The sequence below is a fragment of the Actinoplanes sp. NPDC020271 genome (assembly GCF_044388125.1).
Lineage (GTDB): Bacteria > Actinomycetota > Actinomycetes > Mycobacteriales > Micromonosporaceae > Actinoplanes.
In genome coordinates, this window is the sequence record NZ_JBIRWQ010000003.1 from 97,827 (window position 1) to 113,814 (window position 15,988).

Annotated in this window: 13 protein-coding genes; 6 read left to right on the forward strand and 7 right to left on the reverse strand. The window is 70.6% G+C overall.

The window, feature by feature from the left end:
• Nucleotides 1-110 precede the first annotated feature (110 nt).
• A complete protein-coding gene (locus ACH442_RS07800) occupies nucleotides 111-1,142 on the forward strand; it encodes an SCO2521 family protein (RefSeq protein ID WP_396337169.1) in 1,032 nt (343 codons plus the stop codon).
• On the opposite strand, the gene ACH442_RS07805 is transcribed toward ACH442_RS07800, so the two are convergent.
• From ACH442_RS07805 to ACH442_RS07815, 3 genes are read right to left on the reverse strand one after another with little or no spacing between them, the layout of a single operon-like run.
• Nucleotides 1,073-1,573: a hypothetical protein gene (locus ACH442_RS07805; protein ID WP_396337170.1), complete on the reverse strand. Its 501-nt coding sequence runs from the start codon at nucleotides 1,571-1,573 to the stop codon at nucleotides 1,073-1,075. The genes ACH442_RS07800 and ACH442_RS07805 overlap by 70 nt on opposite strands.
• A 46-nt stretch (nucleotides 1,574-1,619) precedes the next feature.
• The gene (locus tag ACH442_RS07810) at nucleotides 1,620-3,395 is read right to left on the reverse strand and encodes an NAD-binding protein (protein WP_396337171.1); all 1,776 of its coding nucleotides are present in this window, start codon (nucleotides 3,393-3,395) and stop codon (nucleotides 1,620-1,622) included.
• A 47-nt stretch (nucleotides 3,396-3,442) separates the two neighbouring features.
• On the reverse strand, nucleotides 3,443-4,432 hold the full coding sequence (locus ACH442_RS07815; RefSeq protein ID WP_396337172.1) for a threonine/serine dehydratase: 990 nt from the start codon (nucleotides 4,430-4,432) through the stop codon (nucleotides 3,443-3,445).
• Nucleotides 4,433-4,487: 55 nt separating this feature from the next.
• Here ACH442_RS07815 and ACH442_RS07820 point away from each other — a divergent pair, with 55 nt between their 5' ends.
• Nucleotides 4,488-5,384 carry a LysR family transcriptional regulator gene (locus ACH442_RS07820; RefSeq protein ID WP_396337173.1) on the forward strand — a complete coding sequence of 299 codons (897 nt, stop codon included), beginning with the start codon at nucleotides 4,488-4,490 and terminating at the stop codon, nucleotides 5,382-5,384.
• A 52-nt stretch (nucleotides 5,385-5,436) separates the two neighbouring features.
• Here the strand turns inward: ACH442_RS07820 and miaB are convergent, their stop codons facing one another.
• From miaB to ACH442_RS07835, 3 genes are all read right to left on the reverse strand, one after another.
• On the reverse strand, nucleotides 5,437-6,924 hold the full coding sequence (gene miaB / locus ACH442_RS07825; protein WP_396337174.1) for a tRNA (N6-isopentenyl adenosine(37)-C2)-methylthiotransferase MiaB: 1,488 nt from the start codon (nucleotides 6,922-6,924) through the stop codon (nucleotides 5,437-5,439).
• A gap of 82 nt (nucleotides 6,925-7,006) precedes the next feature.
• Nucleotides 7,007-9,415, reverse strand: coding sequence for a carbohydrate binding domain-containing protein (locus tag ACH442_RS07830; protein WP_396337175.1), 2,409 nt, complete (start codon nucleotides 9,413-9,415; stop codon nucleotides 7,007-7,009).
• 120 nt (nucleotides 9,416-9,535) lie between these two features.
• Nucleotides 9,536-9,991 carry a hypothetical protein gene (locus ACH442_RS07835; protein WP_396337176.1) on the reverse strand — a complete coding sequence of 152 codons (456 nt, stop codon included), beginning with the start codon at nucleotides 9,989-9,991 and terminating at the stop codon, nucleotides 9,536-9,538.
• 135 nt (nucleotides 9,992-10,126) lie between these two features.
• On the opposite strand from ACH442_RS07835, the gene ACH442_RS07840 reads away from it, so the two are divergent.
• The 4 genes from ACH442_RS07840 to ACH442_RS07855 all read left to right on the forward strand — a co-directional run bounded on the left by ACH442_RS07840 (nucleotide 10,127) and on the right by ACH442_RS07855 (nucleotide 13,529).
• Nucleotides 10,127-10,870 carry an amino acid ABC transporter ATP-binding protein gene (locus tag ACH442_RS07840; protein WP_396337177.1) on the forward strand — a complete coding sequence of 248 codons (744 nt, stop codon included), beginning with the start codon at nucleotides 10,127-10,129 and terminating at the stop codon, nucleotides 10,868-10,870.
• Between the two features lie 68 nt (nucleotides 10,871-10,938).
• Nucleotides 10,939-11,877, forward strand: a complete 939-nt coding sequence (locus ACH442_RS07845; protein ID WP_396337178.1) for a glutamate ABC transporter substrate-binding protein — start codon at nucleotides 10,939-10,941, stop codon at nucleotides 11,875-11,877.
• A 64-nt stretch (nucleotides 11,878-11,941) separates the two neighbouring features.
• A complete protein-coding gene (locus tag ACH442_RS07850) occupies nucleotides 11,942-12,598 on the forward strand; it encodes an amino acid ABC transporter permease (protein ID WP_396337179.1) in 657 nt (218 codons plus the stop codon).
• A 73-nt stretch (nucleotides 12,599-12,671) separates the two neighbouring features.
• Nucleotides 12,672-13,529 (forward strand): amino acid ABC transporter permease, encoded by an 858-nt coding sequence (locus tag ACH442_RS07855; RefSeq protein WP_396337180.1) that lies wholly within the window; start codon nucleotides 12,672-12,674, stop codon nucleotides 13,527-13,529.
• Between the two features lie 250 nt (nucleotides 13,530-13,779).
• Here the strand turns inward: ACH442_RS07855 and rny are convergent, their stop codons facing one another.
• Nucleotides 13,780-15,504, reverse strand: coding sequence for a ribonuclease Y (rny, locus tag ACH442_RS07860; protein WP_396337181.1), 1,725 nt, complete (start codon nucleotides 15,502-15,504; stop codon nucleotides 13,780-13,782).
• Nucleotides 15,505-15,988 lie beyond the last annotated feature (484 nt).

Sequence of the window (15,988 nt, forward strand, 5' to 3'; positions counted from 1 at the left end):
CGAGACATGCGGCGCCGCGGATTTGCCTGGCACCCTACGGGGCCGTCAGGATAAGAAACGGGTAAACGGCGGCCGCTTGCCCGGCACACAACGCCGTACGCGGAGGAACGATGTTGGCCTTCGGTGAGGTCCAGACCGGACTGTTGCAGCACTCCGCCGCGATGTCACGCCGATCGGTCCGCGCCGTGCTCGCCTTCGGGCCCGACGACGTCGTCCACTCGATCGAGCGCCCGATCGCCCGCTCCGTCTCGGCCGACCGGCTCGAGGGTGTGGACTGCAAGCTGCCGAGCACCACCGGCCGGCAGACCCGGGGCATCGGCACGGTGGTGTCCCGCGCCGTCGTCGTCGGCGGCCACGTGGCCCAGGGCTCCGCGTTCGCGTACACGGCCAAGGCCCGCAAGTCCCGCCGCCACCCGTCCTGGTCGCATTATCTGGCCAGCCCCGGCCAGATCGAGGCGATCGGCAAGCTCGACGACAAGGACGTCGAGAACGGGGTGCTGACCGGCCTGCACCAGGCCGAGGCGGTGGAGATGCAGGCGATCGCCGGGCGGATGCTCGATCTGGTCCAGCGGTCCCGGTCGCTCGACAACCTGCCACCGGTCCTGGCTCAGCGCACCCGGCTGCGCTGGACGGCCGAGCTGGACAAGGACATCTCCACGATCAGCGCGACGTTCACGCTCGTCTCGGACGAGCTGCGCACCGTCCGGCTGCGGGTCCCGGACGACGATCTGGAAGCCGTCGTGACGCTCTGCGGCGACCTGGCGCTGCACGACTGGCTGCTGTCGACGGTCACCGCGCACCTCACCTCGGCGCTGGCCTTCAGCCGCGACCCGGAGATCCGGTCGGCGCGGCTGCGCCCGATCGTGGAGCATCTTCTGCACCTGTGGATGCCGGCCGCCCACGTTCCCGACCACCTGGTGCCGATCTGGGCGGCGCTGGACCGGCGGCCCGGCTTCACCCCGCAGTGGGCGGCGACCACGACCCGCATCCGGGATCAGATCGCGCTGGCCGGGCTCGCCCACCGTCAGCCGCCGGCCTCGTCGAACGGCCACGCCGAGCAGCGGGGCCTGAGTCAGCCGACCAGAACCGGGACCGCGGGCGACATGGGTAACCGGCGGGCGCCGTCGGGCCAGATGCGCTGAACCCGCTTGCCGCAGGCCTCGGCGAAGGCCACCGTCTCGGCGGTGCCGCCGCGCGTTCCGGCCGTGCTGCCGTCCCAGACGGCCAGCAGCAGGTCACAGCGGTCGACCACTTCACGGCTGGCCGCCTCGTACGACAACTCGGGCGGCCCCGGCACGGTGATCCGCGTGACGTCGGTGGCCCGCTTGATCAGCTCACGCAGAACGGGATCCTCTTCCGGGGCGGCGCTTATCTCGGGCACCGGCAACACCGCCTCGAAGGTGCCGCGACACGCTCGGATCGCCCGGACGAAGATCCGGTCCGCACCGTCGGCCAGGCAGGTCACCCCGTGGACCCGGCGGTGCCGGCGCAACTCGGCCTTGATCGCCGCGTGAATCAGGCGATGGGAAGACGGTTCGAGCCCGATGTGGCCCGTCACCCCGATGCGAATCATCGTTCCCCCTTGCCGCCGTCGGCGTTCTGATCATGATGCGGTCGGTTCATGCCGGGAACAGTGCCCGGGTCGTTCCAGTCTCCGCCAAGCGGACGACCTGAAAGCCAGCCTCGCCTAGAATGTCCGGAATGTCACGGATTGCCGCTCGACACTTCTCGCGGCCGTCGTCCGGCAGATCCTCCCAGTCGCGCACATAGCGAGCCGCCTGCGGGGGCACCGGCACGCCCCGTTCCCGCGCCTCGGCCCGGGTCGCCTCGATCCAGCGACGCGACTCGCGGCGGGCCAGGGACTCGATCTCGTCGTCGCGGAAGCGGAAGACGTCGCCCGAGCCGTCGCTGGGCACGATCGCGCAGTTCACCTGGTGCAGTTTCGGACCGATGTCGGCGGCCTGCAAGCGGTTCGACCGGCGCAGCGACTCGGGCAGGTCGGACCAGGAGAGGACGGCGGGCCGGTCGTCACCGGCCGGGCCGGCGGCGATCATGTACCGCTCGTGGATCAGGCGGGCCAGGCGCTCGGCGAGGTCCTCGGCGATCAGTTCCGGGTCGCAGCCGGCCGCGGCCGGGGAGAACAGTTTGAGCCGGCCGTTGAGCGGGTCCAGCAGCGGTGGTGGGTGCTTCGGGCTGAACGCGTCGGCGAAGTCGGCGAGGCCTTCGACGGCGACCACCACGTCACCGGCGACGCGGTGCCACAACCGGTACTCCGTGAGGGCGAGCTGCAACCCGTACTTCTCGTCGGCGAAGAACACGAAAGCGCGGTCGTAGCGCAGGTCGGGGCGGTCGGCGAGCAGGTCTTCGACGGTCGACTCGTACGGCGTGACACGGCAGTCGTCGCGCAGCCCGGGATGGCGCCGGGCGATGCGCTCCAGCAAGCGGGTCGCGTCCGGGGCGACGAAGTCCACCTCGATCCGGCGGCCGGGCCGGCCCCGCCGCAGCCGCCAGTGCCGGGCCAGTTCGATCAGCATCGCCCGGATCAGCGGCGAGTCGCCGGCGAGCAGCACCCGGGGCACCTCGTCGGTCCGGGCGGTCAGTGGCTGCTGGGCCAGCAGCACCTGGACGGCGAGCTGGTCGATCTGGAAGAAGTCGAGCCGTTGCGCCCGCACGTCGGGCACCCCGAGGCGGCGGGCCTGCAGGGTGAGGGCCCAGTCGGGCTCGTGGATCTGGGCGTAGATCGCCAGGTCACGGTGGCCCTCACCGGCCACCCGGGCGGCGCCGGCGGCGATCGCCAGGTTGATCGCGCTCGACTCGGTGCAGGCGTAGATCACCGCGGCGCGCCCCGCCGACGCGCCGCGCAGCACGTCGGGCTCGCGGGCGTCGCCCTCCACACCGAGCAGGCCGTGGCTGCGCAGCTCCAGCGGGCCGATCGGTCTGGTCCGGACCAGCACGACGCGGCGGCCGGCCAGGTGCAGCCGCTCGGCCAGGGTGCGGGCGACCGCGGTGTCCCCGCAGACCACGACGTGGCCGCGGGCGCGGCGGGCCCGCCAGCGGCGCATCTCGGTGGCCAGCAGCACCCGTCCGGCCTCGAAGAGCGCGTAGAGCGTGACGGCCGGCGCGACGAACCGGGCGATCTGCAGGGCGAGCGGGATGCGCACCGCGTCCTGCAGCGGATCCGACCCGAGCACGAAGAGCTGGAGCGTGTTGTAGGTCAGGTTGAGCGGGTCGCGGCTGTGCGGGTCGGACGCGGTCGCCAGGTACTGATCGAGGCCGACGTATCCCAGGACCAGCGCGGTCAGGCCGGCCAGGGTGAACAGCACACGGGTCGCGGTCACGCCCGGCTGGCGTTGCTCACTCCAGGACGACAGCGGCGCCCGGGGAAAGTTGGCCATCGTCACCTCGGCAGCACGTCGACGGCCTTCAGTGTGTCACGAGGCAATCACTCCCGGCCATCGACCAGTGTGCCCAGTTCGGCCGAGTCGGCGTTGCCACCGGTGCAGACCACCGCGACGGAACGGCCGGCGAACAGGTCCGGACGGCTCAGCACGGCCGCGACGGCAGCCGCCCCGGCGCCCTCGGCCAGGGTGTGCGCGGCGGTGGCGAGCAGTCGCCGCGCCGCGCCGATCTCGTCGTCGCCGACCAGCACGAAGTCGGCCAGCCCGGCCCGCATGATCCGCTGCGGCAGGGCGTAACCGCGGCCGGTGGCCAGCCCGGCGACCGAGGTCCGGTTGGGACGGGCCAGCGGCTCGCCGGCGCGCCACGAGTCGTGCGCGGCCGGTGACGCGGCCGACTGCACGCCGATCACCGCGCAGTCCGCGGCCAGGGCCGCGGTGACCAGGCAGGCGGCGGCCGCGCCGGTGCCGCTGCCGACCGGGACGACGATCGTGTCCACGGCCGGGGCCTTCTCGAGGATCTCCAGGTAGAGGGTGCCGACCCCGGCCAGCAGTTCCGGGGTGTCGCCCGGGCTGACCAGCCGCGCGCCGGTCTCGGCGGCCAATTTCCCGGCGTGCTGCTGGGCGTCCTCCAGGGTGTCGCCGGTCAGCACCACGCGACCGCCCCGGGCCTCGACCGCGGCGGCCTTCGACGGGCCGGCGGTCGACGGCATGACGACCGTGCACGGCGCGTCGTACAGGTGGCTGGCGTAGGCGATCGACTGCGCGTGGTTGCCGGTGGACCAGGTGACCGTGCCGCGGGCCCGCTCGTGCGCCGGCATGGCGTCGAGCAGGGTCAGGCCGCCGCGCACCTTGAACGCGCCGACCGGTTGCGTGTTCTCGTGCTTGACCAGCACGGTCGTGCCGAGGGCGCGGTCCAGCAGCGGGTGGTTCCACAGTGGCGTGGGCGGCAGGTGCCGGCGGACGACGTCGTGCGCGGCGCGGATGTCGGCGAAGGTCAACTCCATGCCGTCGATCGTCGGCCCGGCAGGACTCATCGGTCCAATGCCGGATTCCTGGCGGAGCGATAGACTGCGTTGATAGGTTGCCGCCATGCTCGACGTGTCCCGTCTCCGAGTGCTGGTCGCGGTCGCCCGGCACGGCTCCGTGACCGCCGCCGCGCAGGCGCTGCACTACGCCCAGCCCTCGGTCAGCCACCACCTCGCACGCCTGGAGGCGGAGACCGGCAGCCGGCTGACCCAGCGCGCCGGGCGCGGCATCCGGCTCACCGACGCGGGCCGGATGCTGGCCGAGCGCGCCGAGGAGATCCTGGGCCGGCTGGACGCCGCGGAGGCGGAGCTCGCGGCGCACACCGGGCTGCGCTCGGGCCGGGTGCGGCTCGCCGCGTTCCCGTCCGCGCTGGGAACGTTCGTGCCGGCCGCGGCCGCCGGGTTCGCCGCTGCGCATCCCGGCGTCGACCTGCGCTTCTCCGAGGCCGAGCCGCCCGAGGCGGTCCGGCTGCTGCGCAACGGCGAGGTCGAGGTCGCGCTGATGTTCGCCTATCCGGACGAGCCCGCGCCGGACCTCGAGGGCCTGCGACACGAACTCCTGCTGGAGGAGCCGCTGCACCTGGTGACGCCGGCCGGGTGGACCGGCGACACGCTCGCCGACCATCGCGACCGGCCCTGGATCTCCGGGTGTGAGCGCTGCCGGGGAGAGCTGCTGCGGGCGTGCGCGGCGGCCGGCTTCCAGCCGGACATCCGCTTCACCACCGACGACTACGTCGCGGTGCAGGCGCTGGTCGCGGCCGGCTTGGGGGTCACGGTTCTGCCCTGGCTCGCGCTTGCCGCACACCACAATTCGGGCGTACGCACGGTGCAGCTGCCCGCGACGAGCCGAAAAGTCTATGCGGCGGCCTACGGTGATCCGCCCGATCCACCGGGGACCGGCGCCCTGTTGCGTCAGCTGCGGACGGTCGCGGGCTCACCCTCGTACGGGAAAATCGCCTGAAACCTGAGGTGGCAGCGGCCCGGCGCCGGAACGCCGGGCCGGTTGATGCCGCTCAGAGGGCGCAGCCCTCGGCGGCCGGGGGCAGCGGGGCCGGGACGCCGATCGTCGGCAGGCCGAGCGAGACGCCCTTGAGCTTCGGCGTGATGCCGGCCTCGAAGGCGTCGCCGGCACGGGTGCGGCGGTGGCTGAGCGGGGCGCCGTCGGCGTTCAGGTGGTGCGGCGCGGCGTAGGTGATCACGGTTTCGACGATGTCGCCGGGGCGCGGCCGGAGCGAGCCGGTGTCGAAGTGGACCAGGCGGCCGTCGCGGGCGCGGCCGCTCATCCGGCCGGTGCGCTCGTCCTTGCGGCCCTCGCCGACCGCGACCAGGACCTCGACCTTCTCGCCGACGAGCTTCTTGTTCTCGGCCCAGGTGATCTCCTCGAGGAGGGCGATCAGGCGCTCGTAACGCTCCTGGACGACCTTCTTGGGGATCTGCTCCTCCATCGTCGCGGCCGGGGTGCCCGGGCGCTTCGAGTACTGGAAGGTGAAGGCGCTGGAGAAACGGGCCTGGCGGACCACCTCGAGGGTCTGCTCGAAATCCTCGTCGGTCTCGCCGGGGAAGCCGACGATGATGTCGGTGGTGATCGCGGCGTCCGGCATGGCGGCGCGGACCTTCTCGATGATGCCCAGGTATTTCTCCTGGCGGTAACTGCGGCGCATGGCCTTGAGCACACGGTCGGAGCCGGACTGCAGCGGCATGTGCAGCGAGTGGCACACGTTCGGCGTCTCGGCCATCGCGGCGATCACGTCGTCGGTGAAGTCCTTCGGGTGCGGGCTGGTGAACCGCACCCGCTCCAGGCCCGCCACCTCGCCGCAGGCGCGCAGCAGCTTGCCGAAGGCGAGCCGGTCACCGAACTCGACGCCGTAGGAGTTCACGTTCTGCCCGAGCAGCGTGACCTCGGACACACCCTCGGCGACGAGCGCGCGCACCTCGGCCAGGATGTCGCCCGGGCGGCGATCCTTCTCCTTGCCGCGCAACGACGGGACGATGCAGAACGTGCAGGTGTTGTTGCACCCCACCGAGATCGAGACCCATCCCGCGTACGTCGATTCGCGCTTGGTGGGCAGCGTGGACGGGAACACCTCGAGCGACTCGAGGATCTCCACCTGCGCCTCCTCGTTGTGCCGCGCCCGTTCGAGCATGGCCGGCAACGAGCCGATGTTGTGCGTGCCGAAGACCACGTCGACCCAGGGCGCCTTCTTGACGATGTCGCCCTTGTCCTTCTGCGCCAGGCAGCCGCCGACCGCGATCTGCATGCCCGGGTTCTTCACCTTCGTCGGGCGCAGGTGGCCGAGGTTGCCGTAAAGGCGGTTGTCGGCGTTCTCCCGGACCGCGCAGGTGTTGAAGACGACCACGTCAGCCGCGTCGGCGTCAGCGGCGCGCACATAGCCGGCGTCCTCCATCAGGCCGGAGATCCGCTCGCTGTCGTGCACGTTCATCTGGCAGCCGTAGGTGCGCACGTCGTAGGTGCGCGGGGTGCCCTGCATCTCGGTAGTCATGGCAATTGACCAGGGTACTGCCATCCGCTCCGGAAACGGATCGGGCGGGTGGCCGTGACCACCCGCCCGATCACTCAGGGATTCAGTTCACCGTGAAGGCGAACAGATCGCCACCGGTCTGGGTGAAGCGCAGCCGGATCCGGCCGCTCGGCAGCGTGGTGTTCGCACCCCAGGTGACCTGGACGCCCGGCGCCTTGGCGTCCGTGGTGATCGGGGTGACGGCCGCTGCGCCGTACCCGGGGATGACGGTGCCGTTGGTGTCGAGCACCTCGACCTTCAGGTTGTCGCCGCCGGCGCCCGGGGCGTAATTGACCGTCAGCGTGGACCCGGCCGGGGTCAGCGGGCGGGTGGTGACGGTGCCGGCGCCGTGGAACGAGGCGAACCGGTCGGCCGGCCAGGAGACCATGCCGACGTTGGAGTTGCCCGCGGCGTAGGTGCAGTCGCCGGCCGTGACGTTCGCCGCCGAACAGCTGTGCTCGCCCGCGAACGAGCCGTAGTAGAACCGGGTCTCCCGCTCGCCGGCCGCGGTGGTCACGGTGGTCAGCGTGGTGCCGCCGAGCTGGAAGCCGTAGTCCCAGCTGCCGGCCGCACCGGGCGTGACCAGGTCACCGCGACTCGGACGGCTCCAGTTGACCAGGTCCTGCGAGGTGGCCAGCTCCAGGTGGCCGCGGCCCTTGTCCGGGCCGTTGTCGCCGTCGTCCCGGTTCGGGCTGTACGTGATGTCGAAGATCCACGGCGTACCCAGGTACTGGTCGCCGTAACGGATCGCCGGCATGCCGTAGACCTCGCTCCACGGCGTCTGCCCGTGCCGGCCCGCGCCGGTGATCAGCTCGTCGTCCAGTCCGTCGGTCGCGAACGACGGGCGCGGCGTGCTCCACCGCACGAAGTTCGTGCTGGTGGAGACCCAGGTGGTGCGCGGGCCGAGCGGAATGCTGAGGTGCTTCTTGATCTGGGCGACGAAGAGCCCGGCGATCGGGTCGTAGGTCACGTTCGCCACGTCGAAGCCGGCCAGCGGCGTCGAGTCCGGCACCTCGGTCCAGGCGATGCCGTCCGCCGACTGCACCCAGTAGTACTGGTTGCCGGAGGTGGTGGTGCGCTTGGCGAGGCCGAAGTAGCGGGGCACGCCGCTGCCGCTGGTCCAAGCCGGATTCGCGACCACGCCGCCGAGGGACGGGGCGCCGGTGACGATCGCGACGTGCTGGAAGGTCAAGCCGTCCTCGCTGGTCGCGTAGCCGGCGTTGAGCCCGTCCTGCGGACTGCCGGAGAACCACAGCTTCCACTTCGGCTCGCCGGTCCCGCCGGGCAGAACCGTGCAGCTGCAGCGGGGGTTCGCGGTGTACGCCGCGGTGCCCTTGCCGAGTACGATGCCGGTCGTGTTCGCCTTGGTGCCCGCGAAAACCTGGTGGGTCACCCCGGTGTAGGACTCGATCCGCTGGTCACCGGCGAAGAGCACCGGCTGGCCGGCCGCGAGCGCCGGGGCGTACGACGTGTCCGCGCTGGACCGCAGCCGTACGTCGTCCCAGGTGGTGGTGCCCTCCGAGCCGAGCAGGCTGTAGAGCCGCACCGTCAGCGTGGTGGTCGACGCCGGGGCGGTGGCCGTCACGCTCACCCGCTGCCAGCCGCTCCCCGCGGAACCGGGGCCGGCAGTAGTGGCGCCGAGCCGGTCGCCGCCGGCGTCCCGGAACTCGAGATAGAGGGTCGCGCCCTCGCCGCTGAGCGGGTTCGCCCAGGCCGACGCCGTGATCGTCTCGCCGACCGCGACCGGCACGGCCTTGCTGAGCACCGAGACGGCGTCGGTGGTGCTGTTGTCGGTGATCCGGACCGCGGTGTCACCCTCGAACGCGGACGCGTCCCGCACCAGGCTGACGCCGGTCTTGTCGGTCGCCCACTGGGTCGGGTACGCGGTGTCGCGCTGCTCCTCGAAGCCGGCGTTCGGCACCTTGCGCAGCGGCGCGGGCAGCGCGCTGACGGTCGCGTCGTCCCAGTACGTCGTGCCGGAGCCGGCCAGGCTGGAGTAGGCCAGCACGTTCGCGGTCACCGCGTCGTCGGGCGCGTCGCCGGTCACGGTCAGCTGCTGCCAGGCGGTCGACGAGGCGGCCGCCCGGGACAGCACCGGCGTGGTGCGGGAGCCGTCGGCGCGGCGGAACTCCAGGTAGAGGAAGCCGCCGGCGCCGGCCACGGCCTGCTTGACCCAGATGCCGGCGGTGAGCCGCTCGCCCGGCACCACGGCGAGGGCCGAACCGCGGACACTGACGCCGGTGGTCGTACTGGCGTCGGTGATCTGCAGAGCGCCAGAGCCGCTGTGGACGGTGGTGGTGGTCGCGGTCGCCGCGCCGCTGTCGGCGGTCCACGAGGTGAGGCCGGACTCGAAGCCGGGGTTGGCCGGCAGGCGGGTGGCGCTGCTCGCCGCGGCCGGGGCCGGGGTGCTCGGAATGAGGAGAACGGTGCTGAGAAGAGCCACGGATGCCGTGGCCCGCAAGAATGATCTCACGCAGTGACTTATAGCAATGGAATCTGTGCCGGATCAGGCACGATATAGCTTGTACGCAGGTCAAACGATGTCCGTCGTGGACGGTACTTTCACGCGGAGTACTCCGGGAGTTAACTTTCCTCAGGCGGCCGCGGGGCGGCCCGGATCGAACCGGGAACGGCCACAGCCGGGCCCGGTGGCACAGGCCGGGTCGGCGCCGGTGCACGGACGGGCGTGCCGCCGCTCGACGCCGTCGTCGGTCTCCTCCTCGTCGACGTGGACGGCCCGCAGCGTCCCGTCCGGCTCGGCCAGCACGTACCGGGTGGGGTTGAGGGTGTCGTCGGGAAGCAGCAGCGAGACGCCTAGCCGAACTGCCACCGCGCTGGCAACCGTCTCCTCGGCAATTTCGTCGGGAGCAAGAAATACGTCGATCAGTGTCGGAAAGTCGCCACCGACGTGATACACGTCGCACAGCAGGCCGCCGGGCACACCCATGGGCAACTCCGTCACCGGCGTCTCCAGTGCGCCTGCCAGGGCATTCCGTACGCGCTCGGGCTCGATCAGCCCGGCGGCGGACCAGTTCCAGAGGCCAGCCATACCTGTCATCTTTCCCGTACCTTTCGCCCTGCGATGGCTGCGTTACCGCTCCGTGACCAATCTCGTCACCTTCCGATACCGATGTCCCCCTACTGTGTCTGCCAACGACGTACCTGACGAGCGGAGTGGACACGAGTGACGGGCGAGGCACTGATCGTTCTCGAAAACGTGAACAAGTGGTTCGGTCCACTGCACGTGCTGCAGGATGTCGATCTGTCCGTCGAGCGCGGCGAGGTCGTCGTCGTGATCGGACCCTCCGGCTCCGGCAAGTCCACGCTCTGCCGGGCGATCAACCGGCTGGAGCCGATCGACTCGGGCACGATCACGTTCGACGGCCGGCCGCTGCCCGCCGAGGGCCGACCGCTGGCCCGGCTGCGCAGTGAGGTCGGCATGGTCTTCCAGTCGTTCAACCTCTTCGCGCACAAGACCATCCTGCAGAACGTGATGCTCGGGCCGGTGAAGGTCCGCAAGGAGAAGCCGGCCGTCGCCCGGGAACGGGCGATGTCGCTGCTGGAGCGGGTCGGCATCGCCAGCCAGGCGGACAAGTTCCCGGCCCAGCTCTCCGGTGGCCAGCAGCAGCGCGTCGCGATCGCCCGCGCCCTCGCGATGCAGCCCAAGGCGTTGCTCTTCGACGAGCCGACAAGTGCGCTCGACCCGGAGATGGTGGGCGAGGTGCTGGACGTGATGATGTCGCTGGCCAAGGAGGGGATGACCATGGTGGTCGTCACCCACGAGATGGGCTTCGCCCGGCACGCGGCGAACCGCGTGGTCTTCATGGCCGACGGCCAGCTGGTCGAGCAGGCGCCCCCGGCCGAGTTCTTCGCGAACCCGAAGAGCGACCGGGCCAAGGACTTCCTTTCCAAGATCTTGACGCACTGAGTAATCCCCCGTTGACCGGCCCCCAAGCCGATTCCAGTCACCACTGGATGCAGAGGAGAGAGTTGATCATGGGCATGAAGCGGGTAGCGGTGTTCGCCACCGCTGCGGCATTCGCCTTCACGCTGACCGCGTGCGGCAAGGAGGGCACCCCGACGGCCAGCGGTGACAGTGGCGCCAGCGGCGCCGCACCGATCTCGGACACCTGCAAGTCCTCCGGCACGACCTTCACGGCGGACACCGCCGCGGCGGTCGCCGGCAGCCCCACCTTCGACAAGATCAAGTCGGCCGGCAAGGTCGTCATCGGCGTCAAGTTCGACCAGCCGAACCTGGGCTACAAGGACACCGCCGGCAAGCGCTGCGGCTTCGACATCGAGATCGCCCAGTACATCGCGTCCAAGCTGGGCGTCGACCCGGCGAAGATCGAGTACAAGGAGATCCCGTCGGCCAACCGCGAGACCGCGATCAAGGGCGGGGAGATCGACTACTACGTCGGCACCTACTCGATCACGGACAAGCGCAAGGCTGACGTCGCGTTCGCCGGGCCGTACTTCGTGGCCGGTCAGGACCTGCTGGTCCGCAAGGACGAGTCGGCGATCACCGGCAAGGACACGCTCAAGGGCAAGAAGGTCTGCTCGGCCACCGGCTCGACCCCGATCCAGCGGGTCAAGGACGAGAAGCTGACCGAGCCGGAGAACATCGTCGAGTTCAAGACCTACTCCGAGTGCGTCTCGCAGCTGCTCGACAAGAAGGTCGACGCGGTCACCACCGACGACGCGATCCTCAAGGGCTACGCCGCGCAGAACTCGACCGACCTGAAGGTCGTCGGCCAGCCGTTCAGCACCGAGAAGTACGGCATCGGCCTGTCGCACGACGACAAGGCACTGCGCGACTACGTCAACAACCAGCTGGAGGCCGCCTTCAAGGACGGCACCTGGCAGAAGATCTACGACGGCACGCTGGGCAAGTCCGGCTCGCCGGCCACGCCGCCGACCCTCGAGCGGTACTGATCCAGATCGCTGTGACCGCGGCCGGGCCACCGCCCGGCCGCGGCCGTTTCACAAGGGACGGGGAATGTCGGACTTCCTGCACGTACTGACGGACCACTGGAGCCTGTTCGCCCACGGCTTCGGCAACACGGTGAAACTGTTCCTGATCGCCGCCGTCGGCTGCCTGATGCTGGGCGTCCTGCTCGGCGCGTTCCGGGTCTCGCCGATCCCGGCGCTGCGCTGGTTCGGCGCCACCTACGTCAACATCGTGCGCAACACGCCGTTGACGCTGGTCTTCGCGTTCCTGGTCTTCGCCGCCCCGAAGCTCGACATCAACTTCGACTACTTCACCGCCGCGACGGTCGCGCTCACCGTCTACACCGCCGCCTTCATCTGCGAAGTGGTCCGCTCCGGCGTCAACACGGTTGCCCCCGGGCAGGCCGAGGCGGCCCGGGCCCTCGGCCTCTCCTTCGCCCAGGTGCTCACCCAGGTGGTGCTGCCGCAGGCGCTGCGGGCGATGGTCCCGCCGCTGATGAGCGTCCTGATCGCGATGCTGAAGAACACCACCGTGGCGGCCGGCTTCTCGGTGGTCGAGGCCGGGGCCATCCCGGCCTACATGGCCGAGTTCGGCGAGCCGCAGTTCTACGTGCTGCTCTGGATCGTCATCGGCTTCCTCGTTTTGATCACTCCGCTGGTCGTGCTGCAGCGGGTCCTCGAGCGCAAGTTGGCGGTGACCCGATGAGCGAGCTTGCGAGCGAATCCATGAACACAGTCATCAACTCATCGGGACGCCGGAGCGAAGCGGAGGTGACACGATGAGCTCCTCGGTTCTCTATGACCTGCCCGGCCCGCGTGGCAAGCGGCGGAATCTGATCATCGGTGTCCTGGCCACGGTCGGGATCCTGGCGCTGATCGCCTGGGTGATCTACCGGTTCAACGAGACCGGGCAGTTCGAGTACCGGCGGTGGGCCCAGTTCGAGTACCAGGCCGTGCAGACGGAACTGCTCAACGGCCTGCTGGCGACACTCAAGGCGGCCGGGATCGCGGCCGTGCTGGCGCTGCTCTTCGGGGCGGTCTTCGCGGCCGGGCGGCTCAGCGACCACCGGATCCTGCGGGCGCCGTCGACCGGTGTGGTCGAGCTGTTCCGGGCCATCCCGCTGCTCGTCCTGATCTTCTTCGGCTACTACGTGCCCCTGCAGTACGGCTGGTCGATCAGCAACCTGTGGGCGCTGGTCGTCGGTCTGACGCTCTACAACGGGTCGGTGCTGGCCGAGATCTTCCGGGCCGGGATCAACGCGGTGCCGCGCGGGCAGTCCGAGGCGGCGTACGCGATCGGGCTCCGCAAGGGGCAGATGCTGCGCATGATCCTGCTGCCACAGGCGATCCGGTCGATGCTGCCGGCCATCGTCAGCCAGATCGTGGTGCTGCTCAAGGACACCGCGCTCGGGTTCATCATCACGTACCCGGAGCTGCTGACGGTCGGGAAGACGATCGGCGGGCGGCTGGCGTTCGGGTTCCCGTACGTGCCGGCGTACCTCGTGGTGGCGGCGATCTACATCGGGATCTGTGGACTGCTGTCGATCTTCGCGTGGTGGCTGCAGCGGCGGTTGACGCGGGTGCGGACGACCGCGGCCAAGCCGCTCCCCGTGAACGACGTGGACCGGCAGGTTTAGACACCCGGCGGGTTTCAGGCACCTCTGGCAGCCGGCTCACCGGGCTGGGCTGGCTGTCCGGGGCGCTCTTCCGGGCCGGTGAGGCGCCCCGAAGAGCCAGCTGACAGGGTGGGCCGGCGCTCGCGGGTGAGTGACGCGGGCGTTGTGAGCCCCCCTGAACTTCGCGTTGTCACGGGAGTCGGGGCACGGGCGCGTCGTCCGGGGCGCGGGGGCTTGGCACCCGTCGTACTAAATCTGGATTTTGAGGGTTTTAGCGGGCCAACTCGGTCACCCGGGACTCGCGGACGACCGTGACCCGGATCTGGCCGGGGTAGGTCAGCTCCTCCTCGATCTGCTTGGCCACGTCGCGGGCCAGGACCGCGGCGCCGATGTCGTCGATGTCGTCGGGGCGGACCATGACGCGGATCTCGCGGCCGGCCTGCATCGCGAAGACCTTCTCGACGCCGAGCTTGCCGCCGGCGATCTCCTCGATCCGCTCCAGACGCTTGACGTACGCCTCGAGACTCTCCCGCCGGGCGCCCGGACGCCCGCCCGAGCAGGCGTCCGACGCCTGGGTCAGCACCGCCTCGATGGTCTGCGGCGGCACCTCGTTGTGATGCGCTTCGATGGCGTGGACGATGTCCTCGTGCTCGCCGTACTTGCGGGCCACGTCGGCGCCGATCAGCGCGTGACTGCCCTCGACCTCGTGGGTCAGTGCCTTGCCGATGTCGTGCAGGAACGCCGCGCGCTTCATCGTCTTCGTGTCCAGCCCCAGCTCAGCGGCCATGATCCCGGCGATGTGGGCGGTCTCGACCAGGTGCTTGAGCACGTTCTGGCCGTAACTGGTCCGGTAGCGCAGACGGCCCAGCAGCTTGGTCAGCTCCGGGTGGATGTCGGTGATGCCGACGTCGACCAGCGCTTCCTCGGCGGCGCGGTCACAGAGCCGCTCCACCTCGTTCTTCGCGCTGTCGAAGACCTCCTCGATCCGGTGCGGGTGGATCCGGCCGTCGAGGACCAGTTTCTCCAGCGTGAGCCGGCCGACCTCGCGGCGGACCGGGTCGAAGCAGGAGAGCAGCACCGCCTCCGGGGTGTCGTCGATGATCAGGTTGACGCCGGTGGTCGACTCGAACGCCCGGATGTTGCGGCCCTCGCGGCCGATGATCCGGCCCTTCATCTCGTCGCTCGGCAGGTGCAGGACGCTGACCACGCTCTCCGCGGTCTGCTCGCTGGCGATCCGCTGAATCGCGTCGACCACGATGTGCCGGGCCCGGGTGTCCGCGGTGTTCCGCGCGTCCTGCTCGATGTCGCGGACCAGGATCGCGGCCTCGCGCTTCGCCTGACCCTCGATCGATTCGATCAGCTCCGTCCGGGCGGTGTCGACGGTGAGGCCGGCGATGCGTTCCAGCTCGCGGCGCTTGGTGTTCTCCGCGGCCTCGATCTCGGCCTCACGGTTCTTGAGAATCGCCTCGCGCTTGGTCAGCTCCGACTCCAGCGTGCCGAGCCGGCGCTCCCGCTCGACCAGCCGCTCGACCTCCTCGGAGTGCAGCCGCTCCCGCTCGTCGATCCGGGCGGCGCGGCGCTCGACCTCCGCCGCCTGCTCCTTCACCGTGGCATTGAGCAGGGCGATCTCGCGCTCCCCGGACCGGCGGGCGGCGGTGCGCAGCTGCTCGACATCGGCCTCGGCCTGACGGTGGGCGTGCTCGAGGATCGTGTCGGCCTCGCTGTGCGCGTTCTCCAGCACCCGGCGGGCCTCGGCCCGGGCGGCGGCGGCTTCGGCCTTCGCGGCAGCCGCCTCGGCGCGCACCGTGGCGGCCTTGGCGTTCGCGTCGGCGACCTTCGCCTGAGCGACGCCGACCTCCTGATCCTGCCGATCCTGGGCGTCCTGCCGGTCGGTCCGGAACTGACGCAGCGCACGGGCGCCCAGCGTCAGGCCGACAATCATCGACACGGCGAGCACGACGATCGCTACTACGAGCACCCAGTACTGGGGGGCCATCTCGCCGCGTCTCCCTTCGCCGCCGGCGCGGTGTGCACGCGCGCGGGCTCTCTGCGGGATGCCCGACCAAGGCAGATGACCGGCTCACACGCTCCGCCCTAACGACTACCAGCTTCGCCTCTCGGAGAGGCCGGTTGCCGCCGGTTCCGGCTTCCGGACCGGGATTCCGGTACGGCGTCGTTCCTCTGGGTCCGCTTTTATGGAGGTGTCGTCGGGGTCGCCACGGCACTTTTCGTGCGCCGGGGCGGCCGTTTCCGGCTTGCCTTCAGTGCCCGGGCGGGTTCGCCCTGGTGGGGCGTTCCTACTCGGGGGCTCCCCGCTGGCTTCGGGGGGTCCGGGCGGGGCGGTCGCCGGCCGTCGGCCTCGGGTCGTCCCGGCTGACCTCTGGTCAGTCCGGACCCTCGGCCGGCCCAGGCCTTGACCTTTGGCCGGCCTCGGCCTCTGGTCAGCCTCGACCTTTTTGTCGGCCTCGAGCCTCGGTTGG